Origin of the sequence: uncultured Winogradskyella sp., from assembly GCF_947498345.1 — a bacterium.
Lineage (GTDB): Bacteria > Bacteroidota > Bacteroidia > Flavobacteriales > Flavobacteriaceae > Winogradskyella.
Map to the genome: position 1 here is coordinate 287,291 of NZ_CANMJY010000002.1, position 24,474 is coordinate 311,764.

General features: G+C 33.5%; 16 protein-coding genes. 5 read left to right on the forward strand and 11 right to left on the reverse strand.

The window, feature by feature from the left end; genetic code table 11:
- Positions 1 to 17: 17 nt before the first annotated feature.
- The 5 genes from Q0912_RS04470 to Q0912_RS04490 form a co-directional block, all read right to left on the reverse strand.
- Positions 18 to 2,426, reverse strand: coding sequence for an efflux RND transporter permease subunit (locus tag Q0912_RS04470; protein WP_299112460.1), 2,409 nt, complete (start codon positions 2,424 to 2,426; stop codon positions 18 to 20).
- A gap of 166 nt (positions 2,427 to 2,592) precedes the next feature.
- Positions 2,593 to 3,873, reverse strand: a complete 1,281-nt coding sequence (locus Q0912_RS04475) for a hypothetical protein (protein WP_299112462.1) — start codon at positions 3,871 to 3,873, stop codon at positions 2,593 to 2,595.
- 68 nt (positions 3,874 to 3,941) lie between these two features.
- The gene (frr, locus tag Q0912_RS04480) at positions 3,942 to 4,496 is read right to left on the reverse strand and encodes a ribosome recycling factor (protein ID WP_299112639.1); all 555 of its coding nucleotides are present in this window, start codon (positions 4,494 to 4,496) and stop codon (positions 3,942 to 3,944) included.
- Between the two features lie 42 nt (positions 4,497 to 4,538).
- Complete coding sequence (gene pyrH, locus Q0912_RS04485; RefSeq protein WP_299112463.1) at positions 4,539 to 5,246, reverse strand: UMP kinase; 708 nt, start codon at positions 5,244 to 5,246, stop codon at positions 4,539 to 4,541.
- A 284-nt stretch (positions 5,247 to 5,530) separates the two neighbouring features.
- Positions 5,531 to 6,286 carry a glutamate dehydrogenase gene (locus Q0912_RS04490; RefSeq protein ID WP_299112465.1) on the reverse strand — a complete coding sequence of 252 codons (756 nt, stop codon included), beginning with the start codon at positions 6,284 to 6,286 and terminating at the stop codon, positions 5,531 to 5,533.
- Between the two features lie 275 nt (positions 6,287 to 6,561).
- On the opposite strand from Q0912_RS04490, the gene gdhA reads away from it, so the two are divergent.
- The 4 genes from gdhA to Q0912_RS04510 all read left to right on the forward strand — a co-directional run bounded on the left by gdhA (position 6,562) and on the right by Q0912_RS04510 (position 13,588).
- On the forward strand, positions 6,562 to 7,905 hold the full coding sequence (gene gdhA / locus Q0912_RS04495) for an NADP-specific glutamate dehydrogenase (protein ID WP_299112466.1): 1,344 nt from the start codon (positions 6,562 to 6,564) through the stop codon (positions 7,903 to 7,905).
- Between the two features lie 119 nt (positions 7,906 to 8,024).
- On the forward strand, positions 8,025 to 10,403 hold the full coding sequence (locus Q0912_RS04500; RefSeq protein ID WP_299112467.1) for an ABC transporter substrate-binding protein: 2,379 nt from the start codon (positions 8,025 to 8,027) through the stop codon (positions 10,401 to 10,403).
- 2 nt (positions 10,404 to 10,405) lie between these two features.
- Positions 10,406 to 11,125 carry a DNA repair protein RecO gene (recO, locus tag Q0912_RS04505; RefSeq protein WP_299112470.1) on the forward strand — a complete coding sequence of 240 codons (720 nt, stop codon included), beginning with the start codon at positions 10,406 to 10,408 and terminating at the stop codon, positions 11,123 to 11,125.
- Between the two features lie 33 nt (positions 11,126 to 11,158).
- A complete protein-coding gene (locus Q0912_RS04510) occupies positions 11,159 to 13,588 on the forward strand; it encodes a TonB-dependent receptor (RefSeq protein WP_299112472.1) in 2,430 nt (809 codons plus the stop codon).
- 19 nt (positions 13,589 to 13,607) lie between these two features.
- Here Q0912_RS04510 and Q0912_RS04515 read toward each other — a convergent pair whose 3' ends face one another.
- Positions 13,608 to 17,366, reverse strand: a complete 3,759-nt coding sequence (locus Q0912_RS04515; protein WP_299112474.1) for a hypothetical protein — start codon at positions 17,364 to 17,366, stop codon at positions 13,608 to 13,610.
- 105 nt (positions 17,367 to 17,471) lie between these two features.
- Between Q0912_RS04515 and Q0912_RS04520 the strand changes: the two genes are divergently transcribed.
- Complete coding sequence (locus Q0912_RS04520; RefSeq protein ID WP_299112476.1) at positions 17,472 to 17,945, forward strand: regulatory protein RecX; 474 nt, start codon at positions 17,472 to 17,474, stop codon at positions 17,943 to 17,945.
- Positions 17,946 to 18,002: 57 nt separating this feature from the next.
- On the opposite strand, the gene Q0912_RS04525 is transcribed toward Q0912_RS04520, so the two are convergent.
- From Q0912_RS04525 to Q0912_RS04545, 5 genes are all read right to left on the reverse strand, one after another.
- A complete protein-coding gene (locus Q0912_RS04525) occupies positions 18,003 to 20,180 on the reverse strand; it encodes a T9SS type A sorting domain-containing protein (RefSeq protein ID WP_299112479.1) in 2,178 nt (725 codons plus the stop codon).
- Positions 20,181 to 20,388: 208 nt separating this feature from the next.
- A complete protein-coding gene (locus Q0912_RS04530; RefSeq protein WP_299112481.1) occupies positions 20,389 to 20,880 on the reverse strand; it encodes a DUF6646 family protein in 492 nt (163 codons plus the stop codon).
- Between the two features lie 73 nt (positions 20,881 to 20,953).
- Positions 20,954 to 21,814, reverse strand: coding sequence for a cupin-like domain-containing protein (locus tag Q0912_RS04535; protein WP_299112483.1), 861 nt, complete (start codon positions 21,812 to 21,814; stop codon positions 20,954 to 20,956).
- Between the two features lie 66 nt (positions 21,815 to 21,880).
- A complete protein-coding gene (gene bioB, locus Q0912_RS04540) occupies positions 21,881 to 22,975 on the reverse strand; it encodes a biotin synthase BioB (protein ID WP_299112485.1) in 1,095 nt (364 codons plus the stop codon).
- Between the two features lie 62 nt (positions 22,976 to 23,037).
- Positions 23,038 to 24,465: a flotillin family protein gene (locus Q0912_RS04545; protein ID WP_299112488.1), complete on the reverse strand. Its 1,428-nt coding sequence runs from the start codon at positions 24,463 to 24,465 to the stop codon at positions 23,038 to 23,040.
- Positions 24,466 to 24,474: the final 9 nt, after the last annotated feature.

Sequence of the window (24,474 nt, forward strand, 5' to 3'; positions counted from 1 at the left end):
AAATGCTAAGATAATTGTTATTCTTCGTTTTCTAAGTCGATATCGGTATCATCTTCTGATGGAATAATATCTATTGTAGGTTTACGCAATACTTCTTTATTGGCAATACTTCGCTCTAAAGATAACAGCAATGAAGGCAGTAATAATAAATTTGATAGCATTGCGAACAATAAAGTTATAGAGACTAAAGCTCCTAAAGCTACTGTACCACCAAAACTAGATATAGTAAATACCGAAAACCCAAAGAACAATACTATAGATGTGTAAAACATACTCACACCAGTTTCTCTGAGTGCAGCATAAACGGATTTCCTGATTTTCCAGTGGTTAGCTTGTAATTCTTGCCTGTATTTTGCTAAGAAGTGAATCGTGTCATCAACTGATATACCAAAAGCTATACTAAACACCAATATTGTAGATGGTTTTATAGGAACACCAACATAACCCATTAAACCTGCTGTAACCAAAAGAGGTAAAAGGTTAGGTATAAGAGATACAATAATCATTCTAAACGAACGGAACAAGTATGCCATAAATAGCGAAATTAGAAATATGGCAAGTGTTAATGAAATTACAAGGTTTCTTACCAAGTACTTTGTTCCTTTTTGAAACACTAAAGCTTTACCTGTCATGGTAACTTCATAACGCTCTTTTGGAAATACTTTATCAATCTTATTCTGAAGATTCTCTTGAATACGTTCCATTTTTGCGGTACCTATGTCTTTCATAAAGGTAGTAATACGTGCATACTGACCTGTACTGTCTACAAAGTTTTTTAACAGATCAATGTCAGATGAGGAATTCTTAGCATATGATAAAATAAAACTGTTTTCTTGACTCGTAGGCAATTGATAGTATTTTGGATTACCGTTATAATAAGCTTGCTTACTATACTTTACTAAGCTCACCACAGAAATAGGTTTAGATAATTCGGGTATCTCATCAATTAGCACTTCTAGTTCATTAATGCGTTTTAAAGTCGCTAATTTCATAACACCTTTTTTACGCTTGGTATCTACCATAATCTCTAATGGCATTATACCGTTAAACTCATCCTCAAAAAAGCGAATGTCCTTAAAAAACTGTTTGTCTTTTGGCATATCTTCGATTAGACTACCTGAGATTTTAATCTGATTTATACCAATCATACTACCAATAATGAGTATAAGAGCTGTAACGTAAATAGTTATCTTTTTATGTTTTACCATACGCTCCATCCAATCAACAAAACCACCAATCCAACGCTTATTGAGATGTTCTAAGTGACGTTTTTTAGGATATGGTAAAAACGTATACATTATAGGAATAATGAGCAGACATAGGATGAAAATTGCCAGTATACTCAATGAAGCAACAATACCAAATTCTTTTAATAATTTACTCTCAGTTAAGATAAAGGTTGCAAAACCTGAAGCTGTAGTAACATTGGTCATTAATGTGGCATTACCTACTTTGGTAATAACACGTTGTAGCGATTTTACTTTGTTGCCATGCGACCTAACCTCATGTTGATATTTATTGATTAGAAAAATACAATTAGGGATACCAATTACAATTATCAAAGGCGGAATCAATGCAGTAAGTACTGTAATTTCGTAGCCCAATAAGCCTAAAATTCCAAAAGTCCACATAACCCCAATACAGACTACAATTAAAGAAATAAAGGTGGCTCTAAAGGATCTAAAAAACAAAAAGAAAATTAACGAAGTCACTAAAAGGGCCGCTCCAATAAAAAGTCCTATTTCGTCTACAATATTTTGAGAGTTTAGAGTTCTGATGTAGGGCATACCCGAAACTCTAACGTCTAATCCAGTTTCAATTTCGAAAGTGTTGATTTTTAGCTCTAAATCTTCAATTATAAAATCTTTACGAGCAGACGTATTAACAATATCCTTCTTTAAATAAATAGCTGTACGAATAGTTTTTGTTTCTGCATTAAACAAAAAGTTATCGTAAAAAGGATATTTTTTAAACAGCTCATTTTGAAGTAAATTAATCTGCTCAATACTAGAGATTGAGTCTTTTATAAAAGGTTCTAAATCAAACTGCTCTTTTTTGGTGTTTTTCACCAATTTTTGAAGATCTTTTATAGATAAAACCGTTTCAACTTCATCATATGGTTTAAAGGATTCTGCTAGTTTATTCCAGGCATTAAGTTGTTTTACAGAAAACAGCGTTGAATCTTTTACACCAAGGACTATAAGATTACCTTCTTCACCAAAGATGTTAAGAAAATCATTATAAACTATGTTAACTTGATGGTCATCAGGTAACATATTAGCTTCGGTATAGGTAAAGCGCATATGTTTCCATTGCATACTAAAGAACACAGTTGCCAAAACAATAGCAATGAGTATAAAGATTTTATTACGAAGAATAACTCTCGCAATAGCTTCCCAAAATCCTGTGGTAAATAGTTTAAACATTATATGGCAACCACCTCAGAACTATCTCTTGAGGTATATAATTAAAATAAATAAATGGTTTTAACTAAAATATTATTGTACTTAAATCTCGTTTAGAGAGAAATGAGGCGCAAAGGTAGAAAAAACCTAAGGAATTGCTAAGGAATTAACAGTAATATAATAGTGGTTATAATGATATATTAAAGGTAAACTTAAAAGCGATATTATCTTCTAATGCGGGTAAGTGGTATGCGCCATAACGGTATGCAAAACTTAATCCAAAGCCTAAGAGCAATTTATTGATTTCAAAGCCAGATTCTGAGTAGAGCTTGTCTAGGGTATTAAAACTTATACCTTGATGCCGGTCTATACTTTTCATATTACCAACAGCATATCTCGATATAAGTACCAATTGGGGTTTAAACCGTTCAGAAATATTAAAAGGTCTGAAGTAGTGTTTTAATTGTAATGTCGAAAACTTATCACTAAAAAATTCATTAAAGTACATGGTTTCAAAACTGTTAAGACCTGCTACAGAAAACCGCTGAAGAATGGTTTCTTTAGTAATATTATTGGGATAAGCATGGTATAAGTGAGTCAATGGCGCATTACCACCAGCTATACCAGCAGCTAAGGTAATGTTGGTTATGGCATCATTTTTATGATTAAACTGTTGAATGGTTCTAAAATCTAACTTTGAAAAGTTAAAATCACCACCCAAAATAGATTTAAAACTTTGTGTTAATTGCAAAGTGAATTTTGGGAAACCTTCTTTGATTATTTTTGTATTATCCTCAGAAACCTCAACATTGTTAAATGGACTCCATTGTAAACTTACTTTTGCTGTACTTATGTCAAAACTATCATAGCTTTTTTCGTCTAAGATGAAGTTATAAAAATAAGTTGGGTTAATATTACTTACAGCTAATTGGGTTTCTGACAATAAATTGTCCGAGAAGCGATGCTCTAAAGCAATGGATTTAGTTATATGTCGATGAAATAAATCAATATTTAAAAGTCTAGGTTCAAAAAAGGTAAAAAATCGCTTGTCGGTTAAAAAAGTAGAGCTTCCTGTTTCTTGTAAATCATCTGTATAAGTAAGATTAACCCATGTATTGTGAGGTTTATTAACTCTAAATCCACCACCAATACTATATTTTATACGTTTATCAGTAAATCCATAAACAACATAACCATTGAGTCTGTAACGTTCAGAAAATTGATTGTTAGTTACACCTCCTAACCCAGTTCTAAAACCTTCGTATTGGTTAAATTTTATAAGGTATCGTAAGTCAGCATCAAAATAATTGAAAGGAAAGAATCCATTACCCAATTGTTTTAAGAATTTAGTTTTTTTGATGGAGTCTTGTACTTTTTTAACAGAGTCTTTTTCTTTTGTAATAGGGTTTTGTGCAAAGCCATTTGCTGCAAATAATATAATGAAAACAACAAAGAAATGCTTTGGCATATATGCATTAAGTTTAAAAAAAACATCCCAAATTTATTTGGGATGTTTATGCTTTTTATTTTTTTTGACTAAACGGTCATAATCTCTTTTTCCTTATGATCTAAAATACTGTCTATTTGTTTAACGTAAGAATCTGTGAGTTCTTGTACATCTATCTCTGCATTTTTTTGTAGATCTTCAGAAACATCAGATTTTTTAATATCGTTCATGGCATCTTTACGTGCATTACGAACTCCGATTTTAGCATCTTCAGATTCAGCCTTAGCTTGTTTTGCTAAAGTTTTACGACGCTCTTCTGTTAAAGGTGGAACATTAATAATAATCATCTCTCCATTGTTCATGGGATTAAACCCCAAATTGGCAAGCATAATACCGCGTTCAATTTCTTGTAGCATGCTTTTTTCCCAAGGCTGTACAGATATGGTTCTACCATCTGGCGTATTTACATTTGCTACCTGGTTTAATGGAGTTTGAGACCCATAATAATCAACCATTACACTTGATAACATTACAGGGCTAGCCTTACCAGCTCTAATGTTTACTAATTGTTTTTCAAGATGCTTTATGGCAGCATCCATGGCTTCTTTTGCAGTATCTATTATAAATTTAATTTCGTCCATAATTTAAAAACTTTAATTGAAGGTTATCAAAGGTTATACCAAGTCTTACAGATTAACCTCTGTGCCTATATTCTCTCCAGAAACAACTTTAAGTAAATTTCCTTTTCTATTCATGTCAAATACTATGATTGGTAATTTATTTTCTTGACTTAAAGTAAAGGCAGTTGTATCCATAACCTTTAACCCTTTACGTAAAACATCATCAAAAGTAATATGATCAAATTTAACTGCTGTACTATCTTTTTCAGGATCTGCAGTGTAGATACCGTCTACGCGAGTTCCTTTTAAAATTACATCGGCTTCAATTTCTATAGCACGTAAAACTGCTGCAGAATCAGTTGTAAAATAAGGATTCCCCGTTCCTCCTCCAAAAATCACTACTCGTCCTTTGTTTAAATGACTCATAGCTTTACGCCTTATAAAAGGCTCAGCGACCTCATTAATTTTAATCGCCGTTTGTAAACGTGTTTTAACATTAGCATCTTCAAGTGCATTTTGTAAAGCTAAACCATTTATAACGGTTGCCAACATGCCCATATGGTCTCCTTGAACACGATCCATTCCATTCATTGCACCAGCCACACCTCTAAAGATATTTCCACCACCTATGACAATGGCAACCTGCACACCTAAATCAGTAATCTCTTTAATGTCCTTTGCGTATTCTGCTAAACGCTCTGGGTCAATACCGTATTGCCTATTTCCCATTAGGGCTTCGCCTGATAATTTAAGTAGTATTCTTTTGTATTTCATGGTTTGATTGAAAATTAAGCAAAACTACATATTTTTCTTTTATACTTTATTTTTTTAGGGCAAGTAATTCTACATTATATTCTAAAAGTGAGTATTACTTTTGTAATCATTTTTAATGTAGTATTTAAAAAACAACTTTTCTTTTGAGACAAGGTTAAGCATGATTTTTAACTCTTTAAGCTTGAAGAGTCAAAAGGGGAAATTAAATACTTTGTCTTAAAACAATAAATAGATCACTCTAATTGATAAGAATTGAGGATTTTATATGACGATGATAAGTCTTTTTAATCCAAATAATAGATGTAACCGAAATTTAACCATAAATTCCAATCATTGCTCTTATTCGAAGATAATTTATGGTTTAGACCATCGATAAAATCATCAAAATAATACTGCCATCTTAGCTCAACAAATAGATCAGAGAGTATAGTAAGCTTATAGCGGGTTCCAAGACTAGCAACAACAGACCAAGTAGAACCAGACTCATCACTTATAAAAGGGTCACCACCAGAAGCATCATCCCAGTAACTATAAAAATTATCATTGTTGTTAATACCACCTGGTAGGCCATATGATGTTGAAACGGATGGATTAAAGGATACATAGTGTGCGCCCAGTGCAGCAAAAGGAGCAAAAGAGTAAGCACCAGCAGAAAACGCTCTTATACTTCTTGGGAAATACTCTAACTGCATACCTATATCCCAATTTTGTGCTTCGCCTGTGTGACGTCTTAATCGCTCTGCATTTTCACTAGTCCGGGAATCATCTACCCATTTCCCAAAGTGGTTCAATGTCGTTTTATTCCATGATATTTCACTTCTTACTTTAAAGTGATCATTAAAATAAGTGTCTGTAGAATAGCAATTACAATCAGCCCGATATGCGAAGTTTATATAGTGTACAATACCTAATGCGACGCCAGTATTACCTGCATTAGTTTCAAAATCTTTTCTTACTCCAAAATCAGATTGAAATGCAACTGCACCAACAAATGCACCGATCTCGTGAGAAATGCCCAATTGAGCTGAGGTCTTTTGCATTGAAAACAAAATTGCAAACAAAAGCATCAACTTTTTAATAGATATTGTCATATAATTCCAAATATAATTGAAATAGTTATCGAACAAATATATAAAAACTCGACGAACTACAAAATAAAACGGATAAAATGCATAGTTCTTATTAGGGAGAAGAATTTTTTTGCAATTCTGAAATATTGAAAAAATTATTGAGAATATAAAAAAAATGAAGGCTTATTTTTACAGATAACTTATCTTTGCACCCAATAAATCACAATTTCTTAACAATTTTTTATATGAAAGATAAAATTGAAGCATTTTTAGATCTTGTAAAGAAACGTAATGGACACGAACCTGAGTTTCTACAAGCAGTCCAAGAAGTAGCGGAAACCGTTATTCCTTACATAGCTAAGCATAATATTTACAATGGAAAAAACATTTTATTAAGAATGGTAGAGCCAGAACGACTGATTTCCTTTAGAGTTAGTTGGGTAGATGATGCAGGTGAGATACAGGTTAACAGAGGGTATAGAATACAAATGAATTCTGCAATTGGTCCTTATAAAGGAGGGTTGCGTTTTCACCCTACCGTAAATGCTAGTATTCTTAAATTTTTGGCGTTTGAACAAGTTTTTAAAAATAGTTTAACTACACTACCTATGGGTGGTGGTAAAGGAGGTTCTGATTTTGATCCAAAAGGAAAATCAGATAACGAAATTATGCGTTTTTGCCATTCTTTTATGACCGAACTCTTTAGGCATATTGGGCATAATACAGATGTGCCAGCAGGAGATATAGGTGTAGGTGCAAGAGAAATAGGCTATATGTTTGGTATGTATAAAAAGTTGAACAATACTTTTACAGGTGTACTTACTGGAAAAGGTCAATCTTGGGGTGGATCTTTAATTAGACCTGAAGCAACAGGATATGGTAATGTGTATTTTGCAGAGAACATGTTAAAAACTAAAAATGATTCTTTTAATGGAAAGAAAGTTGTTATTTCTGGTTCAGGTAATGTTGCACAGTATGCGGCAGAAAAGGCAATTGAACTTGGTGCAACAGTATTAACATTATCTGATTCTGGAGGGTATATTGTAGATGAAGATGGTATTGATACTGAAAAATTAGAATTTGTTATGGATCTAAAAAATGTAAAACGAGGTCGTATTAGCGAATATGTTGAAAAGTATCCAAATGCTAAATTTGTTAAAGGAGAACGCCCATGGTCTGTAAAATGCGATATAGCACTACCATGTGCAACACAAAACGAATTAAATGGTGAAGAGGCAAAACAATTGGTAAATAATGGCTGTATGTGTGTGTCTGAAGGAGCAAATATGCCCTCAACACCAGAAGCTATTCATGAGTTTCAAAAAGCAAAAATTTTATTTGCACCTGGAAAAGCTTCAAATGCAGGAGGTGTAGCAACTTCTGGTTTAGAAATGAGCCAAAATTCATTACGTCTCAGTTGGACTAGAGAAGAGGTAGATAAAAAATTAAAAGGTATCATGGAAGATATTCATAACTCATGTGTTGAATATGGAAAAAATGATGATGGATCCGTAGATTATATTAGAGGAGCTAATATTGCTGGTTTTGTAAAAGTAGCAGATGCAATGTTGGCACAAGGTGTGGTATAATATATAAAAAGTAAATTTTAAAAGCTTTCATTGCATATGAAAGCTTTTTTTATGACTTGGTATATGATTACCTATATATTATCGTTAGTATTAATATATTTGAGCAAACGAATATTATAATGCAAAGAGTTGTTTTTAAAATCTTTATTCTGTGTCTATCCATTAATGCATATACGCAAGACTTTTCAACACTATGGCAAGCACATTATTCTTATGTTGATATTGTTGATGTTGTTAATGGTAACAACAAGATTTATGCTGCTGCTCAAAATGCTGTTTTTGAATATGATGCTTTAACAAATGAACTTAATACAATTACAACAGTTCAAGGCTTATCAGGAGAACAAATAACGACAATATTATATAGCGAACTTTACCAATATTTGCTTATTGGCTATGAAACGGGTTTAATTGAAGTATATTCTGAAACTGATGAATCTGTACTTACTGTAGTTGATATTTTAGAGAAAGAAAACATTACTCCTGTAAATAAGCGCATTAATCATTTCTATGAGCATGAGGGTTTGGTATATATTTCTACAGATTTTGGCATTTCTGTATACGATTTAGAGCGATTAGAATTTGGTGACACCTATTTTTTAGGTAATGGAGGTTCTCAAATTACCGTAAACCAGATTTCTATATTAAATAATGAAATCTATGCAGCTTGTTCTAATGGAAATGGACTTAAAAAAGCCGATTTAAATAATCCCAACTTAATTGACTTTCAACAATGGCAAACACTAATACCTGGTAATTTTGCCACTGCAAATACACTTAACAATAAAATATATGCAGTTAGATTCAATAGAGCATTATTTGAAATAGATAATACAAACCTTACACAGTTGTTTACATTAGATTTACTTCCTGTAGATACTGAGGTTAGTGATTCTAACTTAATTATATCGACTACTAATAGAGTATATGTCTATGATGCAAACATTCAATTAGTGAATGATTTTCAACCAAACGAAGAATTTGATACCAGCTTTACCTCTGCGACTCGACTAGGAGACTTTATTTATATTGGTTCAAGAGATTTTGGCGTATTAAGAAGCTCAATTAATGATAATACATCTTATACAGAAATAAAACCTAATGGACCTTTATTTAATGAAGTCTTTAGGATAAATGCAGAAAGTGAAACAGTGTGGGCAAGCTTTGGGGATTATTCCCAGTCCTTAAACCCAGCTCCAGCTAGACGTAGAGGTTTGAGCTATTTTAGAGATGAAACATGGGAGAGTATACCTTTTGATAGTGTTTTGGGAGCAAGAAACCTTTCTGAAATTTCAACTAACCCGTTTAATCCTAGTCAAGTTTTTATAAGTTCGTTTCAAGATGGGATTTTAGAAGTTAATGATTTTATACCTACAATTTTATATAATCAAAACAATAGTGGATTAGAATCCTTAGTGGTGCCAGGTAATCCAAATGTTATTAGTATAAGGGTTTCTGCCTCTACTTTTGATAATAATGGTTTATTATGGTCATTAACTGCCCGTGCGCCAAACCCATTGAAATCATTCGACCCAAATACAGGTAATTGGGTAGGGTATGATTTTTCTGCAATCATAGAAGACTCACTATTAGATGAGTTTGGTTTTTTTGATATAGATATAGATAATAATGGTACAAAATGGATTGGCGGATACTCAAACGGTTTATATGCCTATAATGAGAATATCGCAGACAACCCATTAAGAAACATTGAATCTGAAGAGCAAAACCTCCCTTTTCCTAGAGTTACTTCATTAGAAGTAGATAATAGAAACCAACTTTGGATAGGCACTTTTTCTGGCTTACGTGTACTATTTAATACGTCTGGTTTTTTTGATGATCCTAACCCAACCCTAAGTTCTATTATAGTTTTAGAAGATGGTATCCCACAAGAATTATTAGAGGGACAATCTATAACAGATATTGAAGCAGATGGATCTAATAATAAATGGGTAGGTACAGTTGATTCGGGGGTGTTTTATTTTTCACCAGATGGGCAAAGAACTATATATCATTTTACCAAAGATAATTCGCCTTTACCTTCTAATCGAATTAATGATATCTCTGTAGACCCTAATAATGGTATAGTTTATATAGCAACTATAAAGGGATTATTATCATTTAGAGCTGGTGGCTCTAAGCCTGAGGAGACCTTAGAAAATGCATTTGCCTACCCAAACCCAGTACGTCCAGAATATAACCTACTAGGTTTTAATGACCTTAACGATGTTAATAAAGGTGTTAAAATTAGTGGTCTCACCGACAATGTAAATGTTAAAATTACTGATATTGAAGGCAATTTGGTTGCAGAAGCTCAATCTAATGTTAATTTAAGATCCTCTAACGCCAATTATAATTTTGCAATTGATGGTGGCACTGCTGTTTGGAATGGCAAAAACCTTGCCAATTCAGTAGTAAGAACAGGTGTGTATTTAGTGATGATTTCAGATTTAGATTCGTTTGAGACCAAGGTTCTCAAGGTGCTTATAGTTAGGTAAAGATGCTTACAAAAAACAATAGCATTGTTCTTTCAAAATTAAAATATAGAGACTACGATCTTATTGTAAAGTGTTATACACAACAACGAGGGGTAGTTAGTTATATCTTAAGAGGTGTTTTAAAATCTAAAAAAAGTCAAACCAAAACAGTATATTTTCAAGCGCTATCTCTACTTCAGATTGAAGAAAGTTATAAGCCTAATCAATCACTTCATTCAATAAGAGAGGTAAAACCAAACTATATTTACAAAAGTCTTCATACTAATATTTATAAAAGTGCTATTGTATTATTTTTATCCGAAATTTTATCTAATGTATTAAAGGAAGAGGAGAAAAACGAAAGTCTATTTGATTATATAGAAACCGCATTACAATACCTAGATAACCTAGAGCAATATGCAAATTTCCATTTACTCTTTTTATTAAAATTAACACGTTATTTAGGGTTTCAACCAGAAAATATTAATAAAGATTATCCTTATTTTAATTTAGAATCAGGAACTTTTGAAGCATCAACAAATGGAATTTACTCAATTTCAGGAGAAAATTTAACACTATTAAAATGCCTGTTGGGCATAAATTTTGATGGTTTGCATACTATAAAAATTAATGCAAAACAAAGACAAGAGTTTTTAAATATGTTATTGTATTATTTTGAATTACATTTGGGTGGTTTTAAAAAGCCCAAATCATTACAAGTGCTAAATGATGTATTTCATTAAGCAAAATTTATGCAGAGATTTTAATGAAGATGTATGTGCTTAAAAGTGAAATGTAATATCATTTTTAGTGTTATTTTGTTTCTTTTTGTACAGATGGTGTTTTCTCAGACCATTACTGTATTAGAAGTAGGGACAAATGAACCTGTTTCTGGTGTAGCGTTATACAATTTAAAGAAAACCAAATATGTAGTTACTGATATAAATGGAAAGGCTCAGTTAAATATTTTTAACGATCGAGAAATTATATATTTTCAGAATTTATTATATGAAAAAACACAATTTAGGAAGCTCGAAATTGCTGAAAAAAACTACACTATTTATTTAACTTTTAAAGTAGAAAGCTTAAACCAAATTGTAATCTCGGCATCTAAATTTGAGCAAAATAAGCGAGATATACCTCAAACAATTGTAAGTCTTGATGCTAAAGAAATTGCGTTAACCAATCCACAAACAAGTGCTGATTTACTTGAAAATACCGGAAACATATATATACAAAAAAGTCAATTAGGTGGTGGAAGCCCAATGATAAGAGGTTTTTCGACTAATAGACTACTTATAACTGTAGATGGTGTACGTATGAATAACGCTATTTTTAGAGGCGGGAATCTTCAAAATATTATATCTATAGATCCTCTATCTATAAAGAATACAGAAGTGACTTTAGGTGCTGGTTCCGTAGTTTATGGTAGCGATGCAATTGGTGGTGTAATGAGTTTTTATACTAAGAAACCTCAATTATCTTACAAAGACGAAATGTTTTTAAGGGGTAATGCACTAATAAGATACGCAAGTGCAAACAATGAAAAGACAGGACATTTTGATCTTAATTTAGGTTATAAAAAATGGGCGTTTTTAACTAATGTAAGCTATACGGACTTTGATGATTTGAGGATGGGTAGTAATGGTCCAAGAGACTATCTTAGATCAGAATATGTAGTTAGGCAAAACGGTGAAGATATTATTATTACCAATTCAGAACCCAAAATTCAAAAGCCAACGGCTTATAGTCAGGTTAGTTTAATGCAGAAGGTGCATTATGAACCTTCAGACAACATATATTTTGATTTAGGCCTCTATTATACAACTACTTCAGATTATCCAAGGTATGATAGATTGATAAGACCTAGAGGGGAAACATTGCGTTCAGCTGAATGGGAATATGGACCACAGCAATGGTTTATGGGAAACTTACAGGTAACAAAAACTATTAGTGGGTCTAATCTTTATGACAAAATACAAGCTACGGCAGCGTATCAAAATTTTGTAGAAAGTAGAAGGGACAGAGATTTTCAGTCGCCATTAAGAGAAGTAAGAGAGGAGAATGTGGATGCCATTTCTTTTAATTTAGATTTAGAAAAAAAGATAAACCCAGAGACATCTGTTTTTTATGGACTAGAATACCTATATAACACCGTTGGTTCTAAAGCAAAAGAAGAAAATATTGAAGCTAACACTACTGTTTCTAATGTAACCCGTTACCCAAATGGATCAACATGGCAATCTATGGCTGGTTATGTTAGTTTAAAACATAAACCTAATTCTAAATTTGTTTTTCAATCGGGTTTGAGGTACAATCAAGTTATTGCTAATGCTAGTTTTACCGAAAACAACACATTTTTAAATTTACCCTTTGACGATGCTGAGGTTAATACTGGAGCCTTAACAGGTACCGCTGGCATCACATGGTCGCCGAGCAAAACCATTCAATGGAAATTGAATGCCTCAACCGCTTTTAGAGCACCAAATATAGATGATATAGGTAAGGTGTTTGATTCAGAACCTGGCTCGGTAGTTGTTCCTAACAAGGACCTTAAGGCTGAGTATGCTTATAGTGGAGAACTGGGCTTAAAACTAAATTTTAATGATAATGTAATTTTCGATTTAGCCACGTATTATACATTCTTAGACAATGCCTTAATCCGAAGAGATTTTGAGCTTAATGGAGAAACCGAAATTATATATGATGGCGAATTAAGTACTGTACAAGCCATACAAAATGCATCCAAAGCATGGATTTATGGTTTTGAGGTTGGTGTTGAGGTTAGCTTTTCTGAACGTTTAAAGTTGCGCTCACAATATAATGTTATAGGTGGTACAGAAGATAATAATGGAGTAGAAGTGCCTGTAAGGCATGTGGCTCCTAATTTTGGTAGAACTCATTTAATATGGAAAAACAGCAAATTACTTTTTGATGCTTTTTTAGTGTATAATAATGAGTTGTCCTTTAATCAATTAGCGCCATCAGAATTATCTAAGGATTATTTATATGCAAAAGACAAAAATGGTAATCCTTATACTCCGTCATGGTATACTATAAATTTTAGAACGCAATACAATTGGAATAATAAACTTTCTATAACGGCAGGTTTAGAGAATATTACCGATCAACGTTATAGACCATATTCTTCAGGTATTTCTGCAGCTGGTAGAAATTTAGTTTTGGCATTAAAATATAGTTTGTAAGAAGGCTTAAGCTACTTACTTATTGTTTAATCGCTTTTTTACTAATTACACGCCCGTTAGATAAAGTAACCTTGGCAACGTAAGGGGCACTACTAAGCTGAGATAAATTGAATACCTCTGTAGAGCTGTTTCCTTGTAAAACATAGATTTGCCTCCCTTGTAAATCTAGTATTTCTACTTGATTAATTGTAAACTGAGAACCTACTTTAAATTTAACATCACCATTGGTAAGCTCTATAATTGTAAGCGCATTAGAATCAATGATGTTATCATCTATAGAAAGTGCTTCAGGTGTAAAAACAATCTCAAAACGTTCATTGAATTCTCCAGTTTCTGATACGAAGGAGTAATCAGATGTACTTAGTTGATGAATACTATTATCTAGTCTATCTATTAAATAAATAGTATTAGAATTCATAAAGTCACCTTCTACCTGTGGTATAGATAACGTATAAATTGTAGGATCTTCTATTGCTGTAAAAAACCCTAAAGGAATAACTTCGTCTAAGGTTAAACTGTTTGGGTTTCTACCTTGTATAGCAAATTGTTTTTCGTTATTATCAATTAATGAGTATAAGCCCGAGTAGGAATCATTAGAAAGATTTCTGTAGGCATCGTAATAAGATCCATCAAAATTATTTGTGGCACCATCTGTATAGCCTACTAAAATTTGACTAAAAACCCCATTATCTGAAGTTAAATTTACCCATAATTTGTTGTCGGGATTTGGTTGTGATGCATTTCTAAAAAACTGATCATTATTGGTTCTAACGCGCATAGCATTATTAAAAACAATTTGATCGGTTTCAGTACTCGGACTAGACATATTATATGCAGGTCCTCCGTTATCAGACATGGCAACAAAAAAGGCTTGACCAGAAGGGATAAAACGATTAGGTAAAGTTTCACCTGTACCTTGTTCTTCGGTAGGTGTTACAGTTCCTAAGCCATTGATGACCACATAATCAGAGGCTAAGAAGTTGAGGTTCTGATTTCCATTATTTGTGGCATCTGGAGGTGAATTGTGAGACCACATATAAACAACACCTTCTATAGTTCCCGAAGATGATCCATTTGGATTTGTTGTGCTGTAAAAATTTACAGCAAAGAATTGATCGACATCAATTGCCGATGGATAAGGGTTTCCAATAAGATTCCAGTTATTGTCACTTCTCTCTATATCATTTCTATAGATGTTAGGTTCTACAATACCATTGTTAAACAACCCAGAAAACGTATACCTAACACCAGGTCTCGGATCTGGGCAGCCAGGCCCTGGAGTACAATTAAAAGCAGCAGGGTCGTGAGTAGAGGCGTAGCCAATTCCAGGTTCTAAAAATGAAGAAGTACTGATTGTTGATGAACCAGTAATTTGTTGCCAATCATTGTTATCATCATCTATATCATCTTGTCCTTCATTACCAGCTCCTGTTGCATTATTATTACCTACTTCTGCATATTCATCTAAATAGTTCTGAGCATTAAACCAATACCGTCTATTTACGTTTGAAGGTAAAAGCGCATCTCCAATAATTTCATTGGCAACAGGGGAGCTCCAATAGGTATATTCATACCAATTATTTGCAGGAGCAGTAACTTTATTTACAGTGAGATTTTCGGGTTCGTCTGCACTTACTAATCCATTATCATTAATCTGTACAAATGAACCTCTAGGTTCAATGTTAATACCACCAGTTGTAATATTATTAACAACTAAATCATTTTGTACTTCTACATAATCATCATCATCAATGAATAATGAGACATTGTCATTGAGTGTTAAGTTACAAGCACTAAAACTTTGCTGTAAACCGCCAATTGAAGTATTAAAGTCATCATCAAGCACTACATTAGAAGCTAAAGAAGGAGCTGTGTCTATTGCTGTACCGTTATTCCATATCCAATTTGTACCATTCCAGGTGGCAGTACCTATTCTTAATTGTGCGGCATTAGATATTGCGCTACAGGTGCCATTTTCAGTAACCTCACAATAAAATTGATAGTTATCATAGTTATAGAGACCATCAGTTAAAGTTAAGGTGGAATTGGTAGCTCCTGTAACGGATGTTAATGGTAAATTAGTAGCATTAACGATTGTCCAGGAAGTGCTAGTACCATCATTAAAGTACCATTGATAAGTTATAGCTCCACCAGCTGATGCTGTTCCATTAGATGTAAAAGAAGCTGAAGTTAAACAACTACCTATTACATCTGATGGTGCTGTCGCTGAGGGATAAGTTGTTGTGCTTCCTGTGTAAACAAATACACCTAGATCGTCTGTTGCAGGGGATCCATTATCATTTTGATTTAATTGAGACCAATCACTTGGGTTACTCATTGTATTTGGACCAGCTGTATTAGGATCTCTTCGAGCATAATATCCAGCAGAAATTAAAGCATTTGTATCATCTCTATTTGGAACGTGATATATATCAACCAAAGTTGTACCGTTATATAATTCAAAAACATCATCAGAATTAAATCCGCCACAACTTGGGTTTGGCGGTCCACTAGTAAAAGAGCAATCTACATCATAAGTAAAGTCAGGTGTAGTATCAGAGTCAGTATTTCCAGGTGAAAATACCTCTCCGAAAATTACTGTATTATTATTGATAGTTGAAGTGGAAGCAGGAAAAGTATATAGTGTGTAATTATCAGGAGTAGCTCCTACATCAGCTATACTACCATATCTACGAACAGAGTAGTTACTTAAGTTTACTGCAGATCCAGTACCATTATATATTTCAATGTAACCAAGTGTGCCGCCATTCCTATCATATAATTCAGTAATAATTAAATCAGAAAGATTGGTGGAATTGCAACCACTTACTGAGGTGTCGAGTACGGTAAAAGGTGATGCCGAAGTTAAAGGACAACCAGCCTCTGTTATAGTAATATTTCCCGTTGTTGCTCCGGTTGGAACTTCTGCTAATAAAGTATCTATTGTGCCATCTGCATCAGTGTCTAAATAGATAATGTTGGTCGAAGCTGTGCCGTTAAAATCTACAGAAGTTGAATTTGAAAAATCATCACCAGTTATAGTTACAACTGTGCCTATAGGGCCTTCAGTTGGTGCAAAACTAGTGAGGCTATGGGCAGGTGTACAGGAAGGTATGGTTAAATCGATGGTAATATTATCTAAATATAGTCCTTCATCACCATTATTTAAGTTTACAAATGATAATCTAATGTCTAAAGTAGAATTGCTAGTAAGAGCAATAGGTGTTGTAGTATAAGTTTCAAATTGATTTCTAGAAGCATCAACTGTACATCCACTTGATGTACCAGTGGACCGACTTGGCAATGTAGTTGTGGGACCGCATTCTCCTGTTCCATCAAAATCTGTATCTATAGCAGCTGGCGCATTCGTTGCTCCAGATACGTTTCGAACCCAAATTAAATTTTGATATGTACCACCATCAATTGAATAAGTGATAGAAAATTCAGAGTCTGCATCCCAATCATTAAAATGATGTGCTATCCAGTCTATTGAGAATTCAAATTCTGTTGCACCAGTTATATCGATTTGATCAATGTCTATGAAGGGTGAGCCGTTAATGTCTTCAATAGCCCAATAATAACCATCTTCATTTGTTATAATGGTCATGTTGTGGTTAGTTCTGTCGAAAATATCCTCCCAGCCATTTGGACCAGGAATATTTGTTGAAGGAGTATAACCATCATTGACAGTCTCGAAATCTATAATCGTTGTTTGCCCATAACCAGACACAATAAAGCATAGGCATAGTAATAAGATAAGGGAGTATTGCTTTTTCATAGGGATTAATTAACAGCTAATAAATAACAAAGATATATCAAAATCATTGCAAATCAGCGTTTTGAAAGGTAAGAAATTATTAACAAAAAGTTATATTTTCGCCTTATGAACCCTCAAAAAACATATACGTTCGATGAAGCGCAAAAAAAGCTTGAAAATTATTGCATTTACCAAGAGCGTTGTCATAAAGAAGTAAGGCACAAACTTAAGGATATGAAGATGATTCCTGAGGCTGTTGATAAAATTATAGTGCATTTGATTCAGCAAAATTATCTCAACGAAGCGCGTTTTGCAAAAACCTTTGTAAGAGGAAAGTTTAGAATTAAAAAATGGGGGAAAAACAGATTGATTAGAGAATTGAAGTTTAGAGATATTTCAAAGTATGCTATTGATGTTGCACTTAAAGAAATTGATCTAGAAGATTATCACAAAACTTTAGATGAACTTGCAAGAAAACGTATAGAGGAGATTACGGAAAAGAACGTATTAAAGAAAAAGAAAAAAGTAGCTGATTATTTGCTATACAGAGGCTGGGAATCTCACCTAGTTTATCAAAAACTTAATGAGTGTATAAAATAGAAAAACCTGAGACACTTATTGTAATCACAGGTTTTTCGTCCCAAAATAAAACTTAATTTAAAGTCGTTTTACCATTTTTTTATTAATTATTGTACCATTATCCAATTCCACCTTTGCAATGTAGGTTCCAATTTTAAGGTTGTATATGTTTAGTATACTTTCGGTATTATTAACAGGTATATTATAGACGGACTTTCCCTGAATATTATATAACTCTATGTTTTTTATTTTTGATGCAATTACTTTAGAGCTGAACTTTATTTTAGTATCACTTACTTCTTTAATTACTATGGAGTCATAAAAAAACTCTTCATTAATGTTCAATGTTTCGGTTGTAAATACAATCTCAAAACGATTGTTAAAGATACCTGTACTAGAGGAAAAAGAATAGTCAGACTCTATAAGATTGTGAGTAATGTTTAATAGATTATCTTTTATAAAAATAGGGTGACTTGTCATAAAATCACCTTGTTTTTTAGGAATGGAAAAGGTGTAAACTGTAGCATCTGTTATTGAGGTGTAAAACCCAATGCCAATTACTTCTTCAGTATTTAAACTAGATGTATGTTTACCTTGAATAGCGTATTTTGTTTCAGCTTCATTCCCTATTGTTGTATAAATTATAGCTGCAGTATCTGAAGATAGAAATCGTGGAGAATCATAAGCTGAGCCATCATTATTATCTGTAGCACCATCTACATAAGCCACTAAAATTTGATTAAAGACTCCATTGTCTGATGTTAAATCCAGCCAGAGCTTATTAGCTAATGTATTAGTATTTTGTCTAAAGAACTGACTATTACTGGTATTATCTTTCATACGCATGTCATTGTTAAATGTTACATTTCCATTAGTCTTACCTTGGATAAAAAAACCTTGACAAGAAGGAATATATCTATTCGGAATAACTCTAGAACCTCCAGCTATTTCTCCACTACCAGCATTGATAATCGCATAGTCGTTTGTACTGTAATTTAAAACCTCATTACCATTATTAGAACTACTAGGAGGATTGGCATGAGACCATAAATAAATGGCGTCACCAACTACTGATCCATTTTCTGTAAAAAAAGTATCAACACTTATTGCAGAAGGATATGGGTTTCCAATAAAATTCCAATCATTATCACCATTGTCACCATTATAATATATTGGTGTGGTAATATTACCTGTATTGAATGGACCAGAAAAGGTATATTGATAGCTATAACCACTTACAAAACCAGAAGGAGAATGTGATGCAGCATATCCAACACCAGGTGTTAAATTGTCTGAACCATTTAGAAGTGTCCAATCATCTCCATTGTCATCGATATCATCATGTCCTGAAACATAAGAGTTTCCATTTTCGGTTTCTCTTAGTATGTCCAGATAATTTTGTGCATTAAACCAAAACCTATAATTAGGATGAGAAGAAGAAAATGCACTATTTACATTTGTGCCATTAACTGGAGAGCTCCAATATGTGTAGTCGTGCCAACTTTTTAATAACGATGTATTTTTAACGACAGAAGCACTACCACCATTATTAATGGTAAATGTACCAGAGTTGTTATTTTGAACAAAAGAACCTGTAGATTCTACTTGTAGGGTTCCGTCAATTACGACATCATTTTCAACTTCTATATAAGTATTGTCATTTATTGTCAGTTGATAAGTAGAGCTAATATCCAATGCCCAAGCACTAAAATTACCATGAGAAGTTGTAGAATAATTGTTGTTTATTATGGCAATAGACTCAATATCTGGAGTTCCATTATTCCATGCGCTACCATCCCAAGTGGTTTGCCTCCTTGTAACTTCACCATAAAGTTCTATAATTTCATTAACTCCTGAAGCTGTTATCGTAAGGCTACCATTATATATGCCTATTGATAAACTTGATGATAAACGAATAAAAACGGTTACAGCTCCTAAGTCTATAACCGAGCCTGGAATAACAATTAAATTGCTAAACCCAGACGAAGATGATGTAGAGACTTCATACCCCACTGGAGCTGTTACCGTGTAAGACCTATTTAGGAATGTACCATCATTAATACTAAAAGTCTGATTAGTTGATGGCCCTAAATTAATTTCATATTCGAAATTTGATAAAGAGCTAGGGAATGAGTTGGCTAATAATGTGCTTGATCCATTTTTTGAAACAAATGCATTTTTGCTAGATCCATAAGAACTTATAACAGTTAATAATAATGTAGCAACTAACATTTGAAAACTGTAGGTCGTTTTCATAGTTGATTTGATTTTATAGGGCTAGTTATAAGGGGATCTAAAACTTATAACAAGTAATAATAAATAAATGACAAAAGGTAGAATTTTTCGATGAAATGCACTTTGGTATCATAAAGTGTTTAAAAAACACGATGAAATACATTTTTTAAAAAGTGTAACAATAGAATAAGTATAAAAAACGCTTTTAGAAAATATATCGTTTTTAGATTTATAAATTAAAGGAAGCTCCAATATTAAGTGTAAACTGATTATATAGATAATAACCTACATCAGATTTATCATCACTATACTTTGCTAATGGAAAGGCAGCTTCAGTATATATACCGAATCCATCCGAAAAGAAGTAACGTGCACCAATATGACCACCAAAATTCTTTAAACTTAGGCTAAGACCAGGGTAAAAATCAAAATTTTCATCAATATTTAATACGTTTCCAATATTAGCATTAAATCTTGCTTTTAAATCAAAACGATCACCAAAATCTGCATCTAAGCGGTCATCAATGCCCAAAGCGTATGATGAAGATACGCCAACAGAAATATTATCACCTAAACCATAATCATAAGTGATATTGATACCTGTGGCTTCATCCTGAAAGTTTGCACCTATCTGAAATTTTTGATCTCCTTTACCTTCAAAAACTTGTGAATGGCTATAACTAAAAGCTAGTATAGCTACTATTAATACAATTTTTTTCATATTAAATTTTTTAAAAATGTGGGCAAATATACAAATTTTAGATTCCTGTTTTAACAGTATTTGAAAACGAAGATTAGACGAAACGGTTTGTGTTTTTGATGGCTCTTTCGTTTTTCCAATCTATCCACTTTTGTCCTTTAATTCGACGCATAAGATTATCGTAATTACGCATTAAAAAGACATTATAAAGTGCCTTACTTAGATTTTTGGGATTTCTTGCAATAGCTCTTAAACTCATAGAGAACCCAGGGGTAATATATCGCATGTAATGCCAATAACCTTCTGGCATATATAATATTTCACCATGCTTTAAATCGCAAATCCAGCCTTTAGCATGTTTGAGTGCAGGCCATTTCTCAAAATCTGGATTGGCAAAGTCAATATCCTCTCTGGTAATTAAAGAATGAGGAACTTTATATAAATATTTATTCTGCTTTTGATCGAACAAGATACACTGTTTTTTACCTTCGAAATGAAAATGAAAAATATTAGCTAAGTCTATGTCGTAGTGCATAAATGTATAAGAGTCCGTTCCTCCAAAAAATAGCATCGGTAAGCCTTTCATGAGCTTTAAGCCAAAGTCTGGATAACTGAAATCTTTCTGAAGTTGAGGTACTTCTTTTAAAATATTCCAAAGAAAAATCCTGAATTTTGTAGGCTCTCGTTTTAGTAAGTCTACATAATCACTCATTTTCATCGTAGCATGAGCTTCATTAAAACCATCTTTGTAGTCTACTGGCCTATCATCGTAAAGCGGAACCATTTTGTCACCAGCAACTTCTTTCATGTAGTCTAAGCTCCATTTAGAGTATGCAGGCCAATCTTCTATAAAACGCTCAATGACCACAGGCTTCTGTGGTTTAAAGTAATGCTTTATAAAATCGGTTTTCGTGATGGATTCAACACGAGGTATATCTTGAAGATTTAATTGCAATATTCAAACGTTTAGTAAGTCAAAGTTAATAAAACGTTACTAAAATTTACTTATTGTTAATTAGAATTACTTTAAAGCTTTAGCTTTTTGTTTGGCTTCTTCGTTACGCTCAATTTTATGATCTGGCCGTGACCATTTTGGTTTTTCACCTAAGGGTTTAAATTGAGAGTTTTCTGCTTCAACGGTTTGTGGTTGCATTTTTTTAATGAAAGGCTTTTGAGGGTTTAATCCCAGAAGCTTAAACATCTCCATATCCTCATTAACATCTGGGTTTGGAGTTGTTAAGAGTTTGTCACCTGCAAAAATAGAATTAGCTCCTGCAAAGAAGCATAGTGCTTGACCTTCGCGCGTCATTTGTGTTCTTCCTGCGCTCAATCGTACTTGGGTTTCTGGCAACACAATGCGTGTTGTTGCGACCATACGTACCATGTCCCAGATAGACACAGGTTCTTGATCTTCCAAAGGTGTACCGTCAACTGCTACTAAAGCATTAATAGGTACAGATTCTGGCTGTGGATTTAAAGTGGTTAGTGCCACTAACATTCCTGCTCTGTCTTCTTCTTTTTCACCCATACCAATAATGCCACCAGAACATACGGTTACATTTGTTTTACGAACATTATCTATGGTTTCTAAACGGTCTTCGAATCCACGTGTAGAGATTACTTCTTTATAATACTCTTCAGAAGAATCTAAATTATGGTTGTAAGCATATAAGCCTGCTTCAGCAAGACGTTTTGCTTGATTTTCGGTAACCATACCAAGTGTACAACACACTTCCATATCGAGTTTGTTGATGGTGCGTACCATTTCTAAAACCTGATCAAATTCTGGTCCATCTTTTACATTTCTCCATGCTGCACCCATGCATACTCGTGAGCTTCCCGAAGATTTTGCACGTAAGGCTTGAGCTTTTACCTGCTGAACAGTCATTAGATCATTACCCTCTATATCTGTGTGATAACGAGCCGCTTGAGGGCAGTAGCCACAATCTTCTGGGCATCCACCTGTTTTAATAGACAATAAGGTAGACACCTGAACTGTATTAGGATCGTGGTGCTGTCTGTGAATTGTTGCTGCTTTGTAAAGCAGTTCCATTAAGGGTTTATTATATATGTCTAGAATTTCTTCTTTGGTCCAGTTGTGTCTTACTTCGCTCATAGAAAATGATTATGTGGTAAAAATAGAAAATTCCACTTTTAAAAGTGGAATTTTCATTTTATTTATTTGTCTTCAGACTTTTCAATTTCTGCATCATCTGCTTCAATTTCCTTTTTGTCTTTGCCTTTTAAATACTCTGGCAAATCCATACCAGCCATATTAAACATTTCTTGTAAAGGCGGGACCGATTTATACATTCCAGAGATAAAGTTTGAAGTTGAAGATTTCCCATCTTTATTACCTCCATTTTCCCAAACAGTGACTTTATCGATCTTAATGTTCTTAATAGCTTCAGCTTGAGTTTTAACCAGTTCTGGTAGTTTATCTGCAATTAATAATAATACTGCATCTTTAGAACTGTTACCAGCAGCCTTTACAATTTCATCTAAACCAGCAGCCTGTTTTGTTAAGACTTCATAAAGTCCTTTTGCTTCAGCTTGAGCTTTAAATAGTATAGCGTCTGCTTCACCTTTTGCTTTTCTTCTGATGCGCTCAGCTTCGGCTTCAGCATCAATTTCAACCTTTCGTTTATCAATTTCAGCAGGTACAATAACATCGGCCATTTGAGAAGAACGCTCACGCTCGGCTCTGGCAGCTTCAGCTTGTTGCTCAGCAGCATAAGACTCTTCTAAAGCTTTTGCAGATTGTACTTTTTCAGCAGCTATAGCCACGCGCTCAGCTTCAGCTTCTCTTTGACGACGTAATGAATCTGAGTTTGCAACTGAAATTTTTGCTGCGTTTTCACCTTCAACAGCTTGTGCATTTGCGGCAGCAACTTGAGTTCTTTCATCTTGCACAGCATTAGCTTCTCCAATGGATCCATCTCTGGTTTTTTCTGCAACAGATTTACGAGCCGCGTTAATTGCATGGGCTGCAGCTTCTTTACCAAGCGCTTCAATATAGCCAGATTCATCAACAATATCTGTAATGTTTACATTGATTAATTTTAGACCAACTTTCTTTAATTCAGATTCAACAGATTGTGAAATATTGCTTAAAAACTTATCTCTATCAGAATTAATCTCTTCAATATCCATTGAGGCTACTACTAAACGTAATTGTCCGAAGATGATTTCTTTTGCTAATTCTTGTATGTCTTGTAAACCAAGACCTAATAAACGTTCTGCTGCATTTTGCATTACGCCTGGTTCGGTAGAGACACCAATAGTAAAACGCGAAGGTACATTAACACGGATATTTTGCTTTGATAATGCATTTACCAGATTAACTTCTATTGAAATCGGTGTTAAATCTAAATATTCATAATCTTGAATAACAGGTATAATAAAAGCTGCACCGCCATGAATACATTTAGCGGATTTACCACCACCAACTTTTCCATAAACTACAAGTATACGGTCCGAAGGACAGCGCTTATAACGTTTAATTAAAAGAACAAGTGTTAGTACAATAAATAGAGCGACGAAAATGAGTAGCATTGGTCCACCAAAGCCATCCATATTTATGTTTTCTTGAATAAGTAAGTTCATAGGACTATG